A 19,872-nucleotide genomic window follows, 5' to 3' on the forward strand; every position below is an offset into this window, starting at 1 on the left:
AGTCACTGCGTGACTGTGAAGTTCCGCAGGATCGCCGCCGTCAGGTCCGGGTCGCCCTCTGTCTTGACGCGGTCCGCCGCCGCCTGGAGGGTCACCCGGCCGCAGGCCAGGCGGAAGTACGTCTCCCAGTCGAGGGTGAGGGTGGCGGCGGGGCCGAGGGCCGGGGACGATTCGAGGGTGCCGCGGCCCTGGATGTCGACGCGGATGGTGCGCAGGAACTCGACCGGGCCGTGCACGTCGAAGACGACGGCCGAGCTGCGCGGCGCGTCCGCCCGCTCGGCGACGACGGCGGGCAGTTCGCCGAGCAGCACGTCACGGGCGACGTGCGCGCCGGGGGAGTCGAGGTTGCCGGGGCGGCCGAGGGCCGTGCGCAGGTCCTGCTCGTGCGCCCACACGTCGAAGGCGTGCCGGCGCATCGCCTCTTGAAGGGTCAGCTCGGTGCCGAGCGGGCCGCGCACCTTCGTGCCGGGGTCCCGCGACTCGTTGCGCAGCTGGCGGTTGCGCCGGATGATCATGTATTCCAGCTCGGACGTCATCTCCGGCGCCGTGTGGTGGCGGCGGACGTCGACCTGCATCTCCATGTAGCGCTGGTGGTCGTTGGTGACGTGGTAGAGGTCGCGCGGGAGGGTGTGGATGGGGCGGGGGTCGCCGAGCATCTCGGAGTCCAGGCCCAGCACGTGCGAGACGATGTCGCGCACCGACCAGCCCGGGCAGGGGGTCCGCCGGTTCCACTCTGCCTCCACAAGCGGCTGGACCAGCTCGGATATCGCCTCGATGGAGTGAGTCCAGGCGTCGGCGTAGGGCTGGAGGGCGGGATGCAGACTCACGGAACGGGACCCCTCGGCGGTCGGTACACGGGCGGTTGGTGGCGGCGGTGCCAGTGGCGGTGGCGGCAGTCGGCGGGTGTCTTGAAACGCTAAGTTACGCTGCTGTGCGGCACCCCGGCAGTGCTTTCGTGTGACGATCGTAGGCCCGTGTGGACGGCTCGAATGCCAGGACGGTGGTAGTGTGCGCGCCTCTTTGATTCAAATCGCCGTGAACGAGGACGAAACGGTCGAAGCGCGTCGCGCGCGGGCGGCGGCTCTGGTAAGGGAGCAGGCCGGCGCCGACCTCGTCGTGCTGCCGGAGCTGTGGACCACGGGCGCGTTCGCCTTCGAGGAGTTCGACGCGGCGGCCGAGCCGCTGCGCGGACCGACGTACGAGGCGATGGCCAAGGCGGCGAGCGACGCGGGCGTGTGGCTGCACGCGGGGTCGGTCCCCGAACGCGGCCCGGACGGACGGCTCTACAACACCTCTCTCGTCTTCTCCCCCGCCGGTGATCTCACCGCCTCCTACCGCAAGATCCACCGCTTCGGTTTCGACAAGGGCGAGGCCGTGCTGATGGGCGCGGGGCGCGAACCGGTGACGGTCCCCCTGGCGGACACCACCACCCTCGGCGTGGCGACCTGCTACGACCTGCGCTTCCCGGAGCTCTTCCGCGCCCTCGTCGACGCCGGTGCCGAGATCCTCGTCGTCCCGGCGGGCTGGCCGGAGCGCCGCCGGTCGCACTGGACGCTGCTCGCCCGGGCGCGGGCCGTGGAGAACCAGGCCTTCGTGCTCGCCTGCGGAACGGCCGGGACGCACGCCGGGGTTCCGCAGGCCGGTCACTCGATCGTGGTGGACCCCTGGGGCGAGGTGCTCGCGGAGGCCGGTGCGGACGAGGAGGTCCTCACGGTGGAGTTCGACCCGGCGAAGGTGGCGCGGACCCGGGAGCAGTTCCCGGCACTGAAGGACCGGGTGCTGGGGCTGGAGCCGCCGCGCGGCTGAGTGCGGAGTGTGAGGACGAGTGACACCGCGTGTTTGATGTGGTGTCACGGTGCCCAGTATGCCGGTATGACACGGACACCTACCGGTACCTCCGCCATTCGCCGGGTGCGGGTGGACCCCCTCGGCGCCGCTTTCGCGTCGGCCTTCGAGCTTCCCACCGCGGGACTTCCCCGGCTGACGCCCGAGGAATGGGTGCGCGCCAGTTTCGAGGACACCCCGGTGATACTGCGTGAGCTGTTCCGGACGGGGTGGGCGGGCGTGCTGGGGCTGCGACTGGGGCCGCGCACCTCGCGACGGCACGTGGTGGGCTGGCGCGTGCTGGAGACCGGGCCGGGCCGGATCGCCCTGGAGGCCCGCGCCCCGTCGCTGACCGTCCGCAACGTCGTGACCGTGGACGGCGCGCGGCTGCTCTGGGCGACGTACGCGTTCTACGAGCGCCGGGCCGGCCGGGTGCTGTGGGCCTTGGCGGCACCCGTGCACCACCTGGCCGTGCCGCTGCTCCTCGGCCGCGCCGTCCGCCGCACGGCGTGAGGAGCCGCGGGTCCGCCGGTCCTCAGTCGTCCTCCCGCTCCTTCTCCGCCAGGTGGATCACGCACACCGTCAGGGCGATCAGCAGCGCCGGGTCCGCGTCGTCCCGTACGACGTCCACGCCGTAGGTGTCCCGGAGGGTCAGCCAGCGCCGGGAGGCGACGGCCAGCAGTTCGCCGTCGTACTCGATGGCGAACTCCCGGTCGAGGATCTTGCCGCTGACGTCCAGTTCGGTGCCGTCGGCCAGGACCACCCGGTAGTGGTTGCGCAGCAGGGAGAGACGCTTGCGCTTGATGCGGGCCAGAGGCTCGCCGGCCCGTTCGATCACCATCGTGTCGCGCAGGGCGAACATCTTCTGGTGGATGTCGATGAGCACGCGCCCCTGGGCGTCCTTCAGCTCCCAGGTGTCCCGCAGCCGCATCGCCTTGCCGTCGACGAGGAAGACCTTGTTGCCCCGGTCGTCCTCGATCCAGTAGTCGTCACCGATACCGAGGAGCCGGTCGTACACGAGGAATCTCATGGCGTGATCGCTTCCCCGGCGCCCGCTCCGAAACGCCGCCGATAGGCCGACGGGCTGAGCCCGGTCTCGCGCCGCAGCCGCAGCCGGAGGTTGGCCGCGGTGCCCAGTCCGCTGCGGGCCGCCACCACGTCCAGACGCTTCTCGCCGCGCTCGATGAGTCTTCGCGCGAGCACCACACGCTCGGCCGTCAGCCAGGCGAGCGGAGTCGTTCCCAGCTGAGCCCGGAAACGCCGGTGCAGGGTCGCCGGTGACAGCGCGGCGCGGTCGGCGAGATCCGGCACGGTCAGCGGCTCGTGCAGGCGCTCCCGCGCCCACTCCAGCAGGGGCGCCAGCGACGTGTCGGGCACGTGGGGCACCGGCCGTTCCACGAACTGGCGTTGCCCGCCGTCCCGGTGGGTGGCGAACACCAGCCGTCGGGAGACGGCGTTCGCGATCTCGGCGCCGTGGTCCTTGCGCCAGATGTGCAGACCCAGGTCGAGTGCCGCCGCGCTGCCCGCGGCGGTGAGCACGTCGCCCTCGTCCACGAACAGCACGTCCGGTTCCAGCAGCACGCGCGGATGCAGCCGGCGGAAGGCGTCCGCCCACAACCAGTGGGTGGCGGCCCGCCGTCCGTCCAGCAGCCCCGCCTCGGCGAGTGCGAAGCTCCCGGTGCACAGGCTGACGATGCGCGCGCCGCGCGCGTGTGCGCGCCGGATGGCGTCCAGGACGGCCGGGCCGCGCGGTACGACGTTGTCCGGCCGCCCGGGGACGACGAGTGTGCCGGCCCCGTCCGCGGCCTCCAGCCCGGGCACGTCCGCGAGCGTGAGGAACCCGTGGTTCATCCGTATGCCGGGGGTCGGCCCGCACACCACCACCTCGTACAGCGGCCCGGACAGCCCCAGCTCGGGCCGCGGCAACCCGAACAGCTCGGTGGCGCAGCCGACCTCGAACGGGTTGGTGCCCTCGTCGACGATCACGGCGACACGGTGGGTCCGGGTTCGGTGAGAGGTTTCTTGCGGCATGTGCGATTTCTAGCACTCGTCCGGCGCAAGCGTCAGCCGCAGGATGGCGTCATGGCACACGAACCCGTCTCTCTTGCCTCCGCCCTCGCGTCCTTCTCCGAGCTGTGGAGCCCCCGCATCGTCACCGCCGTCAACGACTACGACGTCCGTATCGCCAAGGTGGAGGGCGAGCACGTCTGGCACGTGCACGACCACACCGACGAGTTCTTCCTCGTCCTCGACGGGGAACTGCACATCGACCTGCGGGAACCCGCCGGGGAACGCACCGTCGTCCTGCCCAAGGGCTCGGCCTTCACGGTCCCGCGCGGCACGGAGCACCGGCCGGCCTCCCCCGTCCGCACCGCGATCCTGCTCCTCGAACCGACGGGGACGTCGACCGTGGGCGACCGGCACGACGAGGTGCCCGCCCACGTGGACGCCACTACGGGGCACGCCCTGACGTGACGGCCGCCCGGCCCCGACGGCAGAACACGGCACCCCGCACCACCAGCCGATTCAGGCGCCGTAGCCGTTGTGGTAGCCGTCCTGCGTGTGGTGGTGGGGCCGTTCCTCGACGACCGGGGTCGTCGGCGGCATCACGACGCGGCGGCGCCGGGCGATGCTGCTGAACGTGGCGACGCCGATCAGGCCGACGACCATGAAGATCACACCGACCAGGTCGAGGTTGACGCCCTGCATGTCCCAGTCGGTCGCGAACGTGAGGACGGCTCCCACGGCGATGAGGATGATGCACCCGCCGAGGCCCATGAGTGTTGCCTCCCTGTCAGATCCGGTCGGTTCCGGGTTTCCGGCCGATCCGGTTCCGTGCGGGTACCCCCGGCTTCAACCCTCATGCCGTGGGGCGGTGTTGTGTCCCGCGGCTACGGCTGGAGGAAGGCCACCAGCGCGTTGGCCAGCAGGTGCGGGTCGTCGGCGCCGCACAACTCCCGGGCGCTGTGCATCGACAGGATGGCCACGCCGATGTCGACGGTGCTGATGCCGTGCCGGGCCGCGGTGATGGGACCGATGGTGGTGCCGCACGGCATGGAGTTGTTGGAGACGAAGGTCTGGAAGGGGATGTCCGCCTTCTCGCAGGCGGCGGCGAACACGGCGCGGCCCGAACCGTCGGTGGCGTAGCGGTTGTTGACGTTGACCTTGAGGAGGGGGCCGCCGTTGATCCGCGGGTGGTGCGTCGGGTCGTGCCGTTCCGCGTAGTTGGGGTGGACGGCGTGGCCCGTGTCGGAGGACAGGCAGACGGTGCCGGCGAAGGCGCGCGCCCGGTCCTCGTAGGAGCCGCCGCGGGCGAACACCGAGCGTTCCAGCACGCCGCCGAGCAGCGGTCCGTCGGCGCCCGTGTCCGACTGGGAGCCGGTCTCCTCGTGGTCGAAGGCGGCCAGTACGGGGATGTGGGAGAGGTCGGCGCCGGAGGCCGCGACCGCGGCCAGGGCGGCCGTCCCGGCGTGCACGGACAGCAGGTTGTCCATCCGCGGGCCCGCCACCAGCTCCCGGTCGCGGCCCAGGTACGCCGGGGGCTCCACGGAGTGCGTCATCAGGTCCCAGCCGGTGACCTCGCCGCGGGCGAGGCCCGCCTCGTCCTCCAGGAAGGCGATCAGGTCGCCGTCGCGCACCGTGTCGCCCAGGCCCCAGACGGGCTGGAGGTGGCGCTGCTTGTCGAGCTTGAGGCCCTCCGTGGAGACGTTGCGGTCCATGTGGATGGCGAGCTGCGGGACGCGCAGCAGCGGGCGGTCGACGTCGACCAGGCGGGTGGAGCCGTCGCGCAGCGAGAGGCGGCCGGCCAGGCCCAGGTCGCGGTCGAGCCAGGAGTTCATCAGCGGGCCGCCGTAGACCTCCACGGCGACCTGGCGCCAGCCGTGCGCCCCGGTGTCCGGGCGGGGCTTGACGCGCAGGTTGGGGGAGTCGGTGTGGGCGCCGACGATGCGGAAGGGGGTGTGCGCCGCGGCGCCCTCCGGGACGTACCAGGCGACGATCGCACCGCCGCGCAGCACGTACTTGCCGCCGCTCGTGGCCTCCCAGGCGTCGGTCTCCGCCACCTGGCGGAAACCGGCCTTCTCCAGCCGCGCGGCGGCGCTCGCCACGGCGTGGTACGGGGTCGGGCTCGCCGACAGGAAGGTCATCAGGTCGTCGGTGTGGCCGCGGTCGAAGCGGGAGGGTGCGCTCATGGGGTTCACCTTAACGACGTACGAGGGCCCGCTTCCCGTCTGGCGGGAGCGGGCCCTCGTGGGGGTGTGCGGAACGGGCTCTTGGTGTGGGGCCCGTCCTAGAAGGCGGCTTCGTCCAGCTCCATCAGGTCCAGCTCGACGCCCTGGGCGACGTTGCGGGCCAGGGTGAGGCCGGGCAGGACGTTCGCGGCGAAGAACTTCGCGGCGGCGATCTTGCCGGTGTAGAAGGACTTGTCCTTGGCGGAGGCGGTCGGCAGCTTCTCGGCGGCGATCGCCGCGCCCTTGAGGAGCAGGTAGCCGACGATCACGTCGCCGGAGGCCTGCAGCAGGCGGGTGGTGTTGAGGCCCACCTTGTAGATGTTCTTGACGTCCTGCTCGGTGGCCGCGAGGTCGGTGAGCATCAGGCCGACGATGGCCTCCAGCTCGACGGCGGCCTTGGCCAGGTGCTCGCGGGCGCCGGACAGCTCCTCGCCGCCGGTGGCGAGCGCCAGGAACTTCTTGATGTCCTCGGCGAGCGAGTTCAGCGCGGCGCCCTGGTTGCGGACGATCTTCCGGAAGAAGAAGTCCTGGCCCTGGATCGCCGTGGTGCCCTCGTACAGGGTGTCGATCTTGGCGTCGCGGATGTACTGCTCGATCGGGTACTCCTGGAGGAACCCGGAGCCGCCGAAGGTCTGCAGGGACTGCGCGAGCTGCTCGTAGGCCTTCTCCGAGCCGTAGCCCTTGACGATCGGCAGGAGCAGGTCGTTGAGGGCGTGCTCGGCCGAGGCGTCCTCGCCGTTCGCCTCCTTGACCTGGATCTCGTCCTGGACGGAGGCGGTGTACATCACGAGCGCGCGCATGCCCTCGGCGTACGCCTTCTGCGTCATCAGGGAGCGGCGCACGTCCGGGTGGTGCGTGATGGTGACCTTGGGGGCCGCCTTGTCCATGAAGTTGGCCAGGTCGGGGCCCTGGACGCGCTCCTTGGCGTACTCCAGGGCGTTGAGGTAGCCCGTGGAGAGGGTGGAGATCGCCTTCGTGCCGACCATCATGCGGGCGAACTCGATGATGCGGAACATCTGGCGGATGCCGTCGTGCCTGTCGCCGATCAGCCAGCCCTTGGCGGGGTGGCGGTCGCCGAAGGTCATCTCGCAGGTGTTGGAGGCCTTCAGGCCCATCTTGTGCTCGACGTTGGTGGCGTAGGCGCCGTTGCGCTCGCCCAGCTCGCCGGTCTCGAAGTCGAACTCGTACTTGGGGACCAGGAAGAGGGACAGGCCCTTGGTGCCGGGTCCGGCGCCCTCGGGGCGGGCGAGGACGTAGTGGAGGATGTTCTCCGACATGTCGTGCTCGCCGGACGTGATGAAGCGCTTCACGCCCTCGATGTGCCAGGAGCCGTCGGCCTGCTCGACGGCCTTGGTGCGGCCGGCGCCGACGTCCGAACCGGCGTCCGGCTCGGTGAGGACCATGGTGGAGCCCCACTGCTTCTCGACCGCGATCGAGGCGATGTGCTTCTGGACCTCGTTGCCCTCCTCGAAGAGGATGCCGGCGAACGCCGGGCCCGAGGAGTACATCCACACGGCCGGGTTGGCGCCCAGGATCAGCTCCGCGTACGCCCAGATCAGGGAGCGCGGGGAGGTGGTGCCGCCGATCTCCTCGGGCAGGCCGAGGCGCCAGTACTCGGAGTCCATGAAGGCCTGGTAGCTCTTCTTGAAGGAGGCCGGGACCGGGGCCGTGCTGGTCTCCGGGTCGAAGACCGGCGGGTTGCGGTCGGCGTCGGCGAAGGACTCGGCCAGCTCGTTCTCGGAGAGCCGGGTCAGCTCCTCCAGGACGCTCTTGGCGGTGTCGGTGTCCATCTCCGCGAACGGGCCCGTGCCGTAGACCTTGTCGCGGCCGAGCACCTCGAAGAGGTTGAACTCGATGTCCCGGAGATTCGGCTTGTAGTGCCCCATGGCGACGCTCCCTTGAGAGATCGGCGAGGCACTCGCTCCTCGCATCCGTACACGTACCAACTAGTAGCTACGATGATGCTACCCGTCGGTAATAAGAAGCAACCCCGGACCGCCCATCTGTGACTCGTTACTCGTTACTCTGTGCTGCATGTACGGCTACGACCAGACCGCGGGCCAACAGCAGCAGCAGTACGCCCCGCCCCCGCAGCAGCCGATGGGCGGCGGGTACGGACAGCAGCCGCCGCTGTACCCCGAGCCGTCCCCGCCCTCGCTCGCGGACGCGGTGCGCGCCTTCACCACCGGCCAGATGTCCGCCGAGGACTTCCAGCAGATCTTCGCGACCTCGAAGGTCTACTGCCCGCGCGGCGACAACCCCGGCTTCCTCGCGCTGCACAACACCCAGCAGCCCGTGATCCCGATGTTCACCGGCCTGAAGGAGCTGCGCCGGTACGCGGGCAAGGAGTCGAAGTACTTCGTGATCACCGGGGCGGAGGTGATCGACCTGCTGCCGACCGGCTACGGCTTCGTCCTGGACATGGAGGGCGAGCACCGGATGGTGTTCGACGCCAAAGCCGTCGAACAGATGGTCGATTTCGCCATGCGCCGCATGTACGGATAGACGTCGCGGCGCTTGGATGTCCGCGAGCCCGGAGGGAATGCCCTCCGGGCTTTCGTGGTTCCAGGTGGCAAGAAGTTCAATGCTCAACTAAAGTGGGGCGTACGCCGCCCGAGGAGGCCGACATGCCCGCCGTGACCGTCGAGAACCCGCTGACGCTGCCCCGCGTATCCGCACCCGCCGACGCCGTCGCACGTCCCGTGCTCACCGTGACCACCGCGCCCAGCGGTTTCGAGGGCGAGGGCTTCCCGGTGCGCCGCGCGTTCGCCGGGATCAACTACCGCCACCTCGACCCGTTCATCATGATGGACCAGATGGGTGAGGTGGAGTATCAGCCCGGGGAGCCGAAAGGCACGCCCTGGCACCCGCACCGCGGCTTCGAGACCGTCACCTACATCGTCGACGGGATCTTCGACCACCAGGACTCCAACGGTGGCGGCGGCACCATCACCAACGGCGACACCCAGTGGATGACGGCGGGCTCCGGCCTGCTGCACATCGAGGCGCCGCCGGAGCAGCTGGTGATGTCCGGCGGGCTCTTCCACGGACTCCAGCTGTGGGTGAACCTGCCGGCCAAGGACAAGATGATGGCCCCGCGCTACCAGGACATCCGCGGCGGCAGCGTCCAGCTGCTGACCACGCCCGACGGCGGCGCGCTGCTCCGCGTCATCGCCGGTGAGTTGGACGGCCACGCCGGTCCCGGCATCACTCACACCCCGATCACGATGATCCACGCGACGGTGGCGCCGGGTGCGGAGGTCACGCTGCCGTGGCGGGAGGACTTTAATGGGTTGGCGTACGTCCTCGCGGGCAAGGGTTCGGTCGGTGCCGAGCGCCGTCCGATCCACCTGGGCCAGACTGCGGTCTTCGGCGCCGGCGGTTCGCTGACCGTCCGCGCGGACGAGAAGCAGGACTCGCACACGCCGGACCTGGAGGTCGTCCTCCTTGGCGGGCAGCCCATCCGTGAGCCCATGGCTCACTACGGCCCGTTCGTCATGAACACCCGCGAGGAACTCCAGCAGGCGTTCGAAGACTTCCAGAAGGGCCGCCTGGGAACGATCCCGGCCGTGCACGGGATGTCTGAGGGTGGACTGTAGGGGTCGCTGAAGCTATACGCGGACGAGCCCAGCCCGGAGATGAAGGGCTCGTCCGCGCTGGCTGCCGCCTTGCCACCTGGGCGGATCTTTCCTGCGGGGCGCTGATATGGCCTTTGGTCGATTGCTGGCGATGGGTGCGACGGTCCTGAGCGGGTGTCTTGCGGACTGTGCGCGGGGCGCGGTGACGCTGTCCGGGCCAGGGAGTCTCGGGCCTGTGGCTTGCGTTGGGGCAGGTGGTTCTTGCACAGCTACCCCGCCCCGGCGGCTGCCCTGCGGGGCTATTCTTCTGGCCTGAGTTTGGGGGCGAGGGGGTGAGCTCGTCCACCAAGGCATGAGTGGATGAGGGGGCCCCATGCAGCAGTTGTACGTCGTCGGTCTTGAGGTGGCGCCGACGGATGTAGGCAGATTGCCGCTGGCCTTCGAACGGCTGTTGGCGCATATGGAGCAGCACGTCTCTCCGGCCACGAGTGGTCTATCTGCTGCGGCTCTAATGGCTGGCAAGGGTGAAATAGTTGTCCCGGGATACGGACAGGGACGTCCTGAGCAACACGTGCGTTGGTTGCCCGTCACTGTGGCCGATAACGTCCGCGCACTACGGATAGAAATCGAGCAGGATCTCCCCAAAGGTGGCCGATTCCTGTGCCAGCTCACCGCCTCCGAATACGACGGCAGGACAGGTTTTCGGGTCGTTATGGGCCGACAGAATGACGGCCTACTTGCCCCCGCCACAGTGGAGGACCTTAGGCCGCCTCGCGCGCTTAACGCGATCATGCGAGACCCTGATCTTAAGTGTACAGATGGTCGTGACAGCATCACCACCAACGTGATGCCGGTGCTGACGGCCCAGCTCCCTTTGATCCGTGAGCGTCTTTGCGCTCCTGAACGTCGCCTGCCCATTCTCGTTGTTTCCTCGGTTCGGACGATGGGGCCGCCGACCGCGTTTGCTCGCCAGGCCGCCCGTCGCCTCGCGGGTCTTGCCCACGTCGTGGTCATTTCTGGCTGGCTGGCATTCGATTCCTTCAATGCCGGACTTGAACGAAATCTGCTTCCACGAGATGGGGCGCGGCTTTATTGGCCCACCACGGATGCAAGAAGTCCATGGTGGGGATCAGCCGATCTCTACGGCGATCACGATGTCCTCCTGGGCAGACTTACTCGGCTTCTTGCTCCCCTCAGTGTCGTGGCTCGTGGGAGGGATCGTCTCTGGGATGCCATCCGCTCCGCCGAGACAAATGCACTCTTGGACGACCTTGCGGGCACAGAGGGTGAACAGATTGCTCGGCTGAAGGAAAAGCTAGAGGACGAACGTGACCAGCTTGTGCAGCTGCTCGAGCAGAACGAACAGCTGGAAAACCAGGTTGCCCGTCTGGGGATCGAAGTGGCCAACCTCACCGCTCAGCTTGAGACGGCGACGCTGCCGACTGTTGCTGAGCCGACCGACGTGCGCGGACAGCCGGTTGCAAACCCTGGCGACTTCTCCTCTGACTGGGATCGCTGGACTGAGGAATCTGACGGGGCCCTCATTTTCACGCCCAATGCGAAAGATCAGTGGCAAAGGTGCTCATATCCGTATCCGGAACGGATGAGGGAGGCGCTGGATACGCTAGCTGATCTCGCTAAGGAATGGAGGAAACAGAAAGGCAGCGTGGGAACCTCGCTTGTCTCGTGGATCGGCGATCGGACTCCCTTGGTTTATGCACCGTCGGATGAGCCTCTACGTAGGGCGAAATTGCATGAATTCAAGTTTGAGCGCAAGAAACCATGGGACCGGCAGCCTCATGTCAAGCTGGACGATCACACCACCCCGGACCGGGTTGGAAGGATCTACTTTGCCATTGACGGCGAAGTGCATCGATGGATTGTGGACCATGTTGGATTGAAGTTGTATGGCCTCTGATCGAGGCTCTTGCGGTATGCAATGTGATTTCGGTGGCAAGGATGCCCAGGGCTCCCTTTTCGCATCTCGATCGTTTTGGTGCCCGCAGCGATAAGGTCGAAGTCCTTGCGGCAGAGGTCGAGTTCGCGGGCGTGGGGCTGGCGCTCCTGGTGGCTGGTTCAGTCAGCATGTGGCTTTTCTAGGTTGCCGAGTGCGAGTGGCGAAGGACTCGCCCTGGCAACCGGCCGGGCCCCATCGTTCGCGCTTCTACTGCCAGCCGTCGAGGGAGACCTCCGGGCCTCCCGCGAGGTATCGGTGGAGGGCGCTTGAAGTGGTGTCCACGAAATTCTTGGGGATTGCGCCAGCGTCGGTCCAGCAGACCTGAGCATGCTTGCGTGGTTCACGATTCTCGGGTTCGCCGGTCCATTCGTGAGCGGCGAAGACGACGGTGAGGAAACCGTTGGGTGCTTCGACACCCCAGGCGCCATGGATGATGTGGGCGACCTGCAGGGACTCTGGCTTCACGGTCAGGCCCGTCTCCTCGTACAGCTCCCGCACGGCCGTTTCCGTGATCGGCTCGCCGGGTTCGCTCTTGCCAACGGGGAGGTCCCACATGCCCTGGGCGAACTTGGCGTTCTGGCTGCGCTGGAGGAGGACGACGCGGTTGGTGGCCTGGTCGTGGACGATGACGGCGGCGACCAGGAGGGTCATGGATTCGAGGGCGGGCTTTAGGGCTTTGGGCTGCTCGTTGCTTGTCCGCTGAGCCACGGCTGGTGTCCCTTCGTCGGCCGGTTGGTGGGCAGCTTAGGCCAGCGCTTCGCGTGCGCGGCGGGCGAGTTCGGCGGCTCCGGGCACTCTGCGGCGCTGGTAGATGGTGAGTGTGGAGCGGAGCGAGGTGATCGCTTTGCGGGTGCGGTCGGAGGTCATGCTTTCCATGAGGGTCAGGGCCTGGGACCAGGCTGCTACGGCCTCGTCGGCGCGGGCCTGGGCGGCGAGGCTGTCGCCGAGGTCGGCGTAGGTGAGGGCGTGGACGCGCTTGTACTTCTCGGGGTCCCACCGGACCAGGGCGTCGCGGTGCTGCTGTTCGGTGCCGATGTGGTCGGCGAGGTCGGTGAGCGTGCGGGCGGTGTGACTGGCAAGGGTGCCGGCGGCGGGGCCGCTGACGCGGGAGTAGCTGGGCTGGGGGCCGTCGTCGCGCAGTAGGGCGTCTTCGGCGGCGAGCAGGGCGCGGGCCGCTGCGGGTCTCTCGCCTGTGGCGGCGTAGGCGCGGGCGTGGGTGATGCGGAGGAGAGCTTCGGTCTGGCCGTCGACGTGACGGAGGCCGCGGGTGAGGGCTCCTTCGACGAGGTCGACGCAGTGGTGGGGCTGCTTGAGGCTGAGGGCCTGGTGGGCGAGGGCGCGCATCATCCAGGCGGCGTGTCCGTGGGGATCGGCTTCGCAGGCAAGTTGGTAGCCGACCTGGTAGTAGCGCTGGGCGGCGCCTTCCTGGCCGAGGTCGTGGTGCTTCCAGCCTGCCAGGTAGGCGAGTTCGGCCACGGCGCCGAAGGCCGCCTGTCGTAAGACTTCGTTCGGGTAGCGGCCTCGGAGCATGGGGGCGGCGGTGTCGGCGAGGTAGGCGGTGACCGTGGTCAGGCCGTGGCCACCGCCGAGCCGTTCGTCGGCCGCGCTGAAGGCTGCGGTGACCTGGCGTACGACGTCCACGTCCTCGTCACCGACCACGGATGTGCCGGTGCGGGCGCGGAGCATGCGTGCGGTGGCCTCGTGGTCGTGGGCGAGCGGCATGGCGACGCCAGCTGTGGTGAAGGCCGCTACCGCGAGGAAGCGACGGCGCTCGACGTCGGCGCGGCCCAGGCCGGTGGCTGCCAGGACGGGATCCCGCTCGACCGCCTCCTCGGCTTCTGGTACGCGCAGGCCGATCTCGGTCTGGGTAATAACGCGGCCTGCCCTGCGTGACAGGGCTTCGGCGAGGTACTGCCCGGTCCGTCCGGTGGGCTGGCGCGTGCCGTTCGCCCAGTGGGAGACGGCCGACTTGTTGGTCTGGAGAGTCTCGCCGTTCTCTGCGGCGATGCGTCGGACGTCCTTGGCCAGAGCCTCGTAGGTGCAGCCAATCGCGTCGAGGGCGTCACGCAGGCGGGAGTTGGGGTCTCTTCGCGCTGCCACGATCGCCTCCCGTCCGGAGCTGTAAACCGCGTATACCGCTTCAACTGCCTCTCACGGTACCCACTGTGCGTGACGGAGGGTTCACTAATCATCAGCCGCCCGGCCCCGGTCCGACACCGCGACCAGGCTCCCCCTTCGGCCGGACGGCCCCGAAGTTCCGTACGCCTACACCGGGTTCGGGCATTCCTGTGCTCGAACCCAGCCGATCAGAGACGGAGACACGGTGACCACCATCAACACCACGGCCATCACGGTCGAGCTGCCCGAGGCGTTCGACGAGCGCTGGAGCCGCTTGCCCGGCATCCAGGTCGACGGCCGACGCATCACCATCGACCCGGCCGAGTACTTCTTCCGCTTCGAGTCCAACACCTGGCTCGTCGCCGACTGGGAGCTGGTCAAGTCCCAGCTCCTGGACGTGGGGGAGACCACCGAGAGCGCGGTCGAGCAGCTCGCGCTGGACTTCATCAAGGCCCACGCCGAGTCCACCTCGGACGCCGCCCCCGTACTCTCCACCGCCTACGCGGTGTACGCGTACCTGTTCCGCGACGAGCACCTCATCGGCCTCGGCCTGCCGCAGATCACGGCCGAGCACCTGCGGATGCTGCGCGAGGCGGCCACGCTGATGGCGCTGAACAAGGTCGAGCTGGACGGGCACATCTCCAACGTCGGCCCGTGCTGGTTCTTCCCAGCCGCAACCTCCGTCGTCTTCGACCTGGACGACGAGATGGGCGGGATGCTCGACGAGGTCTACCACGGTGGCTGGTTCAACGAGCACCGCCGGATCGAGTCCATCAAGGCTCACGCCGCACTCGGCGGCAGGCTCGTACATGGCTGCCAGTCCGTGCCGGACCAGACCGGCGGCGTCGTGGCGCCCTACGGTGCCTCGATGGCCGCCTTCCGCGACGACCTCGCGGCCTTCAAGGCCGGATGGATCGAGCAGGTCTACGCCCACCGCGTGAGCCCAGCCGCGTAACACCGCACACCAGGCTCCGGGGCGGGCCGGCACCTCTCGCCCGCCCTGGACGCCCTCAACCTCCTTGGAGCCCCCACGTGACCACGAACCCCAGCGCCGAACTCCTCGACAACCTGCTCACCATGGCCAGCCGTACCACCGCCGTGCGCGAGGAGGTACGCGTGTGGTCAATGTCCGGTGTCGAGCGCCTGACCTTCCCCGACGCCACCACCGCGATCTTCAAGTACGCGAAGCGGCCGTTCGACAGCGAGGATCAAACTCTCCGTCTGGCGCGCACGCTCGGCGTTCCCGTCCCGCAGGTCCACGCCTCCGCGGCCCTGGACGGCTGGCTCGGCATGCTCATGGAGGACCTCGACCCCGCCGTCCGCGACGCCGACGACCTCGACGGCACCGCCGCGGCCGTAGTGCTGCACGGCACCTGCACGGCCCCCGCCCTGCCCGTCCTCGACCAGAACCGCCTCCGCACGCTTCCGAACCGGGCCCTGGAGCACCTCGCCCGGCTCCGCAAGGCCGACCGGTGGCAGGAGGCGGACGACGTCGAGGACACGCTCGATCGAACCGCCCAGGCCGCCGAGACCCGCTCGGCCGGTGCCACAGTGGCTCCATTCGGCTGGGTGCACTCCGAGTTCCACCCCACCAGCCTCCACATCAGCAGGCACGGCTGGCGACTGCTGGACTTCGCCCGCGCCTTCACCGGCCCCGGCCTGCTCGACCTCGCCAGCTGGCACGGCACCCTCGACGCCCCCGACCCCGTACGCCTGCGGGTCTTCCTGGAGCAATACGTCACCGCCGGCGGTACCCCCGACGCCCTCGACCGGCGTGGCGGGCTCACCGCCGAGAACTGGGCGCTGGGCTGGCACCGCATGTGGGCCGTCGAGTGGTTCATGGAGCAGTCCATCCGCTGGATCAACGATCCCGCCACCGACCCCGCCTACATCAAGGCCGTACGCCGTCACCTCACCGACGTCCTCCACCTCCTGGAGGTCTGACGTGCTCGCCCAGGCGTCCCCGTGGTACGTCCACGCTCTTCAGCGCACAACGGCCAGCCCCGCCGAACCACTGTCCGTACCGGCGCGGATGGAATGGACCACGCGGCCCGGCAGCGGGCCCAGCGCCGAAATCCTCGGCCCGGATCTGCGTCGCAAGCAGCTGCTGGAACTCGGCTGCGGCCCCGGCCACAACGCCGCCCACCTCGCCACCCGTTACGGCGCCCAGGTCACCGGCGTCGACCTCGTCGGCCTGCAGGTCCGTCGAGCCCGCTCGCACTACGGCCGACTGAACAACCTCACCTTCGTGGCGGGCCACGCCCTGCACTACCTGCAAGCCTCCGACGAGCAGTTCGACGCGGTCTACTCCGTCTTCGGAGCCGTCGGCCTCGTCGTCCCCGAACTCCTGCTCCCGGCCATCGGCCAGCGCCTCAAGCCCGGCCGCACTCTCGCCTTCTCCGTTCCCCACCCCCAACGCGGCGGCCTCCGCCCGGCCACCGACGACCGGCCCCGCCGCGACTACGTCACCCTCCCCGACCGCACCCAACTGATCATCCCTCGCTGGGACTTCGACGCCGATCGCTGGGAGAGACATCTCGATCGCGCGGGCCTCTGGCTCAGCTCGGCCCAGGAATTCCACGACGCCCGGCACGGTCGCTGGCCCACCACCCTGCTGATCACCGCGCGCAAGCTCTGACCCCCAACCAGTTCCCCTGGGAGAATCCGATGCGCCCGCCCTACCTGCTCCTCGACATCGACGGCGTCCTCATTCCCTTCCCCGACGCGGACGGCTCGACCCCAGCCACCCACGCCCGCCACGACGTCGTGCCCGCCGGCCGCAGCGCCGACGACCCGGTCACCATCTGGCTCAACCCCTCCCACGGCCCCATGCTCATGGAAGTGGTCCGTACCGGCATGGTCACGCCAGTCTGGTGCACCAGCTGGCGCCAGGACGCCTCCACTCTGATCGGACCGCTCCTCGGTCTCCCACCCCTGCCGCACGTCGATCTCCCGCACCCCAAGATCACAACCAGTCACCCCAATGGCTACCTGTGGAAGCGCGACCACGTCGACGCCTGGCTGGCTGACGCCCCCGCTGTGTGGATCGACGACGACTTCACTGGCCTCGACCACTCCTGGGCCGCAGAGCGCACCGCTCGTGGCGCGGCGACCCTGCTGGTTCAGCCTTATCCCCGTGCCGGGCTGCGGGGTGAACACCTGGCCGAAGTCCGAGCGTGGGCCGGGCGGCTGCTCGCCGGTCGGACTGGTGCATCCGCTGCTCCGAGCGGAACCGAAGCAGCCTGACGCGAAGCCGTGGCAGAACAGTCGGTGCCCCGCCGCGTTGCATGGCGAGGGCATCTGACCGGGTTGCGGTGCGATGCTGTCGGCGATGGCCAGGCCATTCACCGTCGGTCGGCGAAGCGGTGGCCGGGCTGGGCGCGGGGTTGTGCAAGAGACGGCTCCTGACGGTTGGGAGACGCAGGGGCGCCAGAGCAGCGAAGCGGCTGCCCGGAGCCCCGAGGACACCGTCAATGCTCCGGAGAATCACCGGTTTCTCTAACCGGCGATGTGGGTGTACTCCTCTCCCTCGCTCGTCTCGGTTCAGCAGCAGGTCAGACCGCTTCTGCTAGCACCTTCTGCTGCCTCGATTCGCCAGTCTCTGCGTCATCGCCCTCGGCCCGTTCCGGTCGTACGAACTCGACCGTCGCCCGCTTCTCGACGGGCGTCGACCTTCCCGCGCCGGTCGCCTTGGTGACTGTGACCCTGCGCACGAACAACTTGACGAAGTTCCGGCGCTCCTGGGCCGTAGCGGCCTCCCACCACGACCCCTCGCCCACCGGATCGACGTCCCCCGCACCCAAGGGCAGCCACAGGTGGATCGGGAGCGTCGGCGTCGCCGCCTCTTCCAACTCGGTGAGACGGGCCTCCGCCCGCTCCATACGGCCGAGGAGCCGTTCCCTGCGCTCCCGGAACCGGCGTCGTCCGACGGGGTCGTCGTAGTCGCCGGCCTCTTCCCTGTCGTACAGCTCTTCCAACGCGTGCTTGGCATCGGCCCGTTCGGTGACGAGGCTTCGGCGTTCGCCCACGATCTCTGGCTGTTCCGTCTGTGCTGCGTACCGTCGAGCAGTCGCGGCGAGGATGACCGCCGTCTCGGGGTCGTCCTCGGCCGTCTGGATGAGGGCGAAGATCCGCCGGGCGACGTACAGGTCCAGGGTCTGCATGCTGATCGTGCACTCGCCCTCGTGCTGGCCCGGCAGCGCTTTCCGGCGGCGGCAGCGGTACGCGGCCTTGTTGGGAGTGGTGGCACGGTGCGACGTCATCACCGCCCCGCAGTCGCAGAACAGGACGTCCATGGCGGAGAGGACGGCATGTCCACGCGACAGGCCCTTGCCCTGGCCCCGCCCGTCGAGCCACTTCTGCAGTTCGTGCCAGTCGTCCGGCGGGATGATCAGCGGGTACGCCTGGACCGGCTTCATGGTCTCGGGGTCACGCTCGATGCGGTAGCTCTCGATGGTGCTGGTCAGTTTGCCGTCCTCCCGGCGCTTGTACACCGGGGTCGCCGCGTAGCCCGCGATGCGCGGGTCGCGGAGGATGCGCATGGCCGTCTTCGGGTCCCAGACGCTGTCCTTCGTCTTCTTGCCGACCCGCTGCCCCTTCGTCGGCACGTCGTCGGCGGTCATCTGCGCACAGATGCCCGTGAGGGAGCCCGGGTGTCGGCGGCCCCCACCGGGCCGGTACGGCATGTCCTTGTGCTCCTTGATCCGCGCCCACATGTCCTGAATCACCGGGACCTCGTCGGGATCGTGCTCCAGGACATGGATCACGACGGGCCTGCCGTCGGCTGTCGTTCGCGTCGCGGGGACCATGCGAAAGCCGTACGGCGGCTTGCCGCCCACATAGCCACCGAGTTCGCGAGCCGTCTTCTTCGCGCCCCGCACCGCGTCGCTCTTGTTCTTGCTCTCGCTGTGGGCCGCGTCCAGCCGCAGGATCAGATGGATCAGGTCCATCAGGTTGCCCTTGCGGAACTCGCCCTCGGTGAGGCTGACGATCGTCACGCCGAGGTTGAGCAGTTCCGTGACGATGGGGATGGCATCCAGCGGATCCATCCGGGACAGGCGGCTGATGTAGTAGACGATGATCAGGTTGATCCGGCCGTCGTGGCAGTCCTTCAGCAGCCGGTCGAAGTCGGGGCGGCCGTCGCCCGTGAACGCGGATATGCCGAGGTCCTCGTACTCAGTGATGCTGACGGCCCCGCGCCGCTGGGCCTCGGCCACACCCGCAGCGCGCTGCGTGACCGTGCTGACCTCGGACTTATTGGCGCGTCCCACGGACTGACGCCCATAGACACCGGCATGGATGTCCATGCCGGTCACCACCCCTGGTCTGATCATGTGGGGACTCTAGCTGATTTTTTGAACCCCCAACTGGTTTCACCCAAGGGCACGCCCTGGCACCCGCACCGCGGCTTCGAGACCGTCACCTACATCGTCGACGGCATCTTCGACCACCAGGACTCCAACGGTGGCGGCGGCACCATCACCAACGGCGACACCCAGTGGATGACGGCGGGCTCCGGCCTGCTGCACATCGAGGCGCCGCCGGAGCAGCTGGTGATGTCCGGCGGGCTGTTCCACGGGCTCCAGCTGTGGGTGAACCTGCCGGCCAAGGACAAGATGATGGCCCCCCGCTACCAGGACATCCGCAGCGGCAGCGTCCAGCTGCTCACCTCCCCCGACGGCGGCGCGCTGCTGCGCGTCATCGCCGGTGAGCTGGACGGGCACGACGGCCCCGGCATCACGCACACGCCGATCACGATGGTCCACGCCACGCTGGCGCCGGGCGCCGAGGTCACCCTGCCCTGGCGGGAGGACTTCAACGGCCTCGCCTACGTCATGGCCGGACGCGGGTCCGTGGGCGCGGAGCGGCGTCCGGTCCACCTCGGGCAGACCGCCGTCTTCGGCGCCGGGGGCTCGCTGACCGTCCGCGCGGACGAGAAGCAGGACGCGCACACCCCGGACCTGGAGGTCGTGCTGCTCGGCGGGCGGCCGATCCGGGAGCCGATGGCCCACTACGGCCCGTTCGTGATGAACACCAAGGACGAGCTGATGCAGGCCTTCGAGGACTTCCAGAAGGGGCGTCTGGGGACCGTCCCGGCGGTGCACGGCATGTCGGGCGAGGGCCCCGGGGCCTGACCGCGCCTCACCCGGGCGGGCCGTCCGCGCAG

20 protein-coding genes are annotated in these 19,872 nt (G+C 69.0%); 11 read left to right on the forward strand and 9 right to left on the reverse strand.

Annotation, left to right across the window (positions count from 1 at the left end):
- Positions 1-2: 2 nt before the first annotated feature.
- Positions 3-827 carry a maleylpyruvate isomerase family mycothiol-dependent enzyme gene (locus tag ACFV9J_RS09930; protein ID WP_385352320.1) on the reverse strand — a complete coding sequence of 275 codons (825 nt, stop codon included), beginning with the start codon at positions 825-827 and terminating at the stop codon, positions 3-5.
- Positions 828-1,008: 181 nt separating this feature from the next.
- Here ACFV9J_RS09930 and ACFV9J_RS09935 point away from each other — a divergent pair, with 181 nt between their 5' ends.
- Both ACFV9J_RS09935 and ACFV9J_RS09940 read left to right on the forward strand, forming a co-directional pair.
- On the forward strand, positions 1,009-1,806 hold the full coding sequence (locus ACFV9J_RS09935) for a carbon-nitrogen family hydrolase (RefSeq protein WP_385352323.1): 798 nt from the start codon (positions 1,009-1,011) through the stop codon (positions 1,804-1,806).
- A gap of 66 nt (positions 1,807-1,872) precedes the next feature.
- Entirely contained in the window at positions 1,873-2,337 is a 465-nt protein-coding gene (locus tag ACFV9J_RS09940) for a DUF2867 domain-containing protein (RefSeq protein WP_385352325.1), read from the forward strand.
- A 22-nt stretch (positions 2,338-2,359) separates the two neighbouring features.
- Here the strand turns inward: ACFV9J_RS09940 and ACFV9J_RS09945 are convergent, their stop codons facing one another.
- Both ACFV9J_RS09945 and ACFV9J_RS09950 read right to left on the reverse strand, forming a co-directional pair.
- Complete coding sequence (locus ACFV9J_RS09945; protein ID WP_356862095.1) at positions 2,360-2,854, reverse strand: LURP-one-related/scramblase family protein; 495 nt, start codon at positions 2,852-2,854, stop codon at positions 2,360-2,362.
- Positions 2,851-3,855, reverse strand: coding sequence for a helix-turn-helix domain-containing protein (locus ACFV9J_RS09950; RefSeq protein WP_385352328.1), 1,005 nt, complete (start codon positions 3,853-3,855; stop codon positions 2,851-2,853). The genes ACFV9J_RS09945 and ACFV9J_RS09950 overlap by 4 nt, the downstream gene beginning before the upstream one ends.
- A gap of 51 nt (positions 3,856-3,906) precedes the next feature.
- On the opposite strand from ACFV9J_RS09950, the gene ACFV9J_RS09955 reads away from it, so the two are divergent.
- Positions 3,907-4,299 carry a cupin domain-containing protein gene (locus tag ACFV9J_RS09955; RefSeq protein WP_385352330.1) on the forward strand — a complete coding sequence of 131 codons (393 nt, stop codon included), beginning with the start codon at positions 3,907-3,909 and terminating at the stop codon, positions 4,297-4,299.
- Between the two features lie 51 nt (positions 4,300-4,350).
- On the opposite strand, the gene ACFV9J_RS09960 is transcribed toward ACFV9J_RS09955, so the two are convergent.
- The 3 genes from ACFV9J_RS09960 to ACFV9J_RS09970 all read right to left on the reverse strand — a co-directional run bounded on the left by ACFV9J_RS09960 (position 4,351) and on the right by ACFV9J_RS09970 (position 7,939).
- Positions 4,351-4,602, reverse strand: coding sequence for a DUF6458 family protein (locus ACFV9J_RS09960; protein ID WP_385352332.1), 252 nt, complete (start codon positions 4,600-4,602; stop codon positions 4,351-4,353).
- Positions 4,603-4,715: 113 nt separating this feature from the next.
- Positions 4,716-6,014 carry a M18 family aminopeptidase gene (locus ACFV9J_RS09965; RefSeq protein ID WP_385352334.1) on the reverse strand — a complete coding sequence of 433 codons (1,299 nt, stop codon included), beginning with the start codon at positions 6,012-6,014 and terminating at the stop codon, positions 4,716-4,718.
- Positions 6,015-6,112: 98 nt separating this feature from the next.
- Entirely contained in the window at positions 6,113-7,939 is a 1,827-nt protein-coding gene (locus tag ACFV9J_RS09970; protein ID WP_385352336.1) for an acyl-CoA dehydrogenase, read from the reverse strand.
- A gap of 148 nt (positions 7,940-8,087) precedes the next feature.
- Between ACFV9J_RS09970 and ACFV9J_RS09975 the strand changes: the two genes are divergently transcribed.
- The 3 genes from ACFV9J_RS09975 to ACFV9J_RS09985 all read left to right on the forward strand — a co-directional run bounded on the left by ACFV9J_RS09975 (position 8,088) and on the right by ACFV9J_RS09985 (position 11,549).
- Complete coding sequence (locus ACFV9J_RS09975; RefSeq protein ID WP_003975142.1) at positions 8,088-8,558, forward strand: SseB family protein; 471 nt, start codon at positions 8,088-8,090, stop codon at positions 8,556-8,558.
- Positions 8,559-8,680: 122 nt separating this feature from the next.
- Positions 8,681-9,652 (forward strand): pirin family protein, encoded by a 972-nt coding sequence (locus ACFV9J_RS09980; RefSeq protein ID WP_385352339.1) that lies wholly within the window; start codon positions 8,681-8,683, stop codon positions 9,650-9,652.
- Between the two features lie 352 nt (positions 9,653-10,004).
- On the forward strand, positions 10,005-11,549 hold the full coding sequence (locus tag ACFV9J_RS09985) for a hypothetical protein (protein ID WP_385352341.1): 1,545 nt from the start codon (positions 10,005-10,007) through the stop codon (positions 11,547-11,549).
- A 246-nt stretch (positions 11,550-11,795) separates the two neighbouring features.
- Here the strand turns inward: ACFV9J_RS09985 and ACFV9J_RS09990 are convergent, their stop codons facing one another.
- Together ACFV9J_RS09990 and ACFV9J_RS09995 are read right to left on the reverse strand one after the other, a co-directional pair.
- Positions 11,796-12,296: an NUDIX domain-containing protein gene (locus tag ACFV9J_RS09990; protein ID WP_385352343.1), complete on the reverse strand. Its 501-nt coding sequence runs from the start codon at positions 12,294-12,296 to the stop codon at positions 11,796-11,798.
- A gap of 36 nt (positions 12,297-12,332) precedes the next feature.
- Entirely contained in the window at positions 12,333-13,688 is a 1,356-nt protein-coding gene (locus ACFV9J_RS09995; protein ID WP_385352345.1) for a tetratricopeptide repeat protein, read from the reverse strand.
- A 223-nt stretch (positions 13,689-13,911) separates the two neighbouring features.
- Here ACFV9J_RS09995 and ACFV9J_RS10000 point away from each other — a divergent pair, with 223 nt between their 5' ends.
- The 4 genes from ACFV9J_RS10000 (at position 13,912) to ACFV9J_RS10015 (ending at position 16,952) form a co-directional block, all read left to right on the forward strand.
- Positions 13,912-14,661, forward strand: coding sequence for a hypothetical protein (locus ACFV9J_RS10000; RefSeq protein WP_385352347.1), 750 nt, complete (start codon positions 13,912-13,914; stop codon positions 14,659-14,661).
- A gap of 77 nt (positions 14,662-14,738) precedes the next feature.
- Positions 14,739-15,650 carry a phosphotransferase family protein gene (locus ACFV9J_RS10005; RefSeq protein ID WP_385352349.1) on the forward strand — a complete coding sequence of 304 codons (912 nt, stop codon included), beginning with the start codon at positions 14,739-14,741 and terminating at the stop codon, positions 15,648-15,650.
- A 1-nt stretch (position 15,651) separates the two neighbouring features.
- Positions 15,652-16,344, forward strand: a complete 693-nt coding sequence (locus ACFV9J_RS10010; RefSeq protein ID WP_385352351.1) for a class I SAM-dependent methyltransferase — start codon at positions 15,652-15,654, stop codon at positions 16,342-16,344.
- A gap of 29 nt (positions 16,345-16,373) precedes the next feature.
- Positions 16,374-16,952 carry an HAD domain-containing protein gene (locus tag ACFV9J_RS10015; RefSeq protein WP_385352353.1) on the forward strand — a complete coding sequence of 193 codons (579 nt, stop codon included), beginning with the start codon at positions 16,374-16,376 and terminating at the stop codon, positions 16,950-16,952.
- A gap of 308 nt (positions 16,953-17,260) precedes the next feature.
- On the opposite strand, the gene ACFV9J_RS10020 is transcribed toward ACFV9J_RS10015, so the two are convergent.
- Complete coding sequence (locus ACFV9J_RS10020) at positions 17,261-19,039, reverse strand: recombinase family protein (protein WP_385352355.1); 1,779 nt, start codon at positions 19,037-19,039, stop codon at positions 17,261-17,263.
- Between the two features lie 21 nt (positions 19,040-19,060).
- On the opposite strand from ACFV9J_RS10020, the gene ACFV9J_RS10025 reads away from it, so the two are divergent.
- Positions 19,061-19,840, forward strand: coding sequence for a pirin family protein (locus ACFV9J_RS10025; RefSeq protein ID WP_385352357.1), 780 nt, complete (start codon positions 19,061-19,063; stop codon positions 19,838-19,840).
- Positions 19,841-19,872 lie beyond the last annotated feature (32 nt).

Origin of the sequence: Streptomyces sp. NPDC059906, assembly GCF_042730645.1 — a bacterium.
GTDB classification, from domain to species: domain Bacteria; phylum Actinomycetota; class Actinomycetes; order Streptomycetales; family Streptomycetaceae; genus Streptomyces; species Streptomyces rubrogriseus.

Bases quoted from the DNA above. Each gene is read 5' to 3' on its own strand.
- ACFV9J_RS09960 (WP_385352332.1), bottom strand. From the start codon at position 4,602: ATGGGCCTCGGCGGGTGCATCATCCTCATCGCCGTGGGAGCCGTCCTC.
- ACFV9J_RS10015 (WP_385352353.1), top strand. From the start codon at position 16,374: ATGCGCCCGCCCTACCTGCTCCTCGACATCGACGGCGTCCTCATTCCC.
- ACFV9J_RS09940 (WP_385352325.1), top strand. From the start codon at position 1,873: ATGACACGGACACCTACCGGTACCTCCGCCATTCGCCGGGTGCGGGTG.
- ACFV9J_RS09975 (WP_003975142.1), top strand. From the start codon at position 8,088: ATGTACGGCTACGACCAGACCGCGGGCCAACAGCAGCAGCAGTACGCC.
- ACFV9J_RS09965 (WP_385352334.1), bottom strand. From the start codon at position 6,014: ATGAGCGCACCCTCCCGCTTCGACCGCGGCCACACCGACGACCTGATG.
- ACFV9J_RS09955 (WP_385352330.1), top strand. From the start codon at position 3,907: ATGGCACACGAACCCGTCTCTCTTGCCTCCGCCCTCGCGTCCTTCTCC.
- ACFV9J_RS09970 (WP_385352336.1), bottom strand. From the start codon at position 7,939: ATGGGGCACTACAAGCCGAATCTCCGGGACATCGAGTTCAACCTCTTC.
- ACFV9J_RS09945 (WP_356862095.1), bottom strand. From the start codon at position 2,854: ATGAGATTCCTCGTGTACGACCGGCTCCTCGGTATCGGTGACGACTAC.
- ACFV9J_RS09980 (WP_385352339.1), top strand. From the start codon at position 8,681: ATGCCCGCCGTGACCGTCGAGAACCCGCTGACGCTGCCCCGCGTATCC.
- ACFV9J_RS10020 (WP_385352355.1), bottom strand. From the start codon at position 19,039: ATGATCAGACCAGGGGTGGTGACCGGCATGGACATCCATGCCGGTGTC.
- ACFV9J_RS09950 (WP_385352328.1), bottom strand. From the start codon at position 3,855: ATGCCGCAAGAAACCTCTCACCGAACCCGGACCCACCGTGTCGCCGTG.
- ACFV9J_RS09985 (WP_385352341.1), top strand. From the start codon at position 10,005: ATGCAGCAGTTGTACGTCGTCGGTCTTGAGGTGGCGCCGACGGATGTA.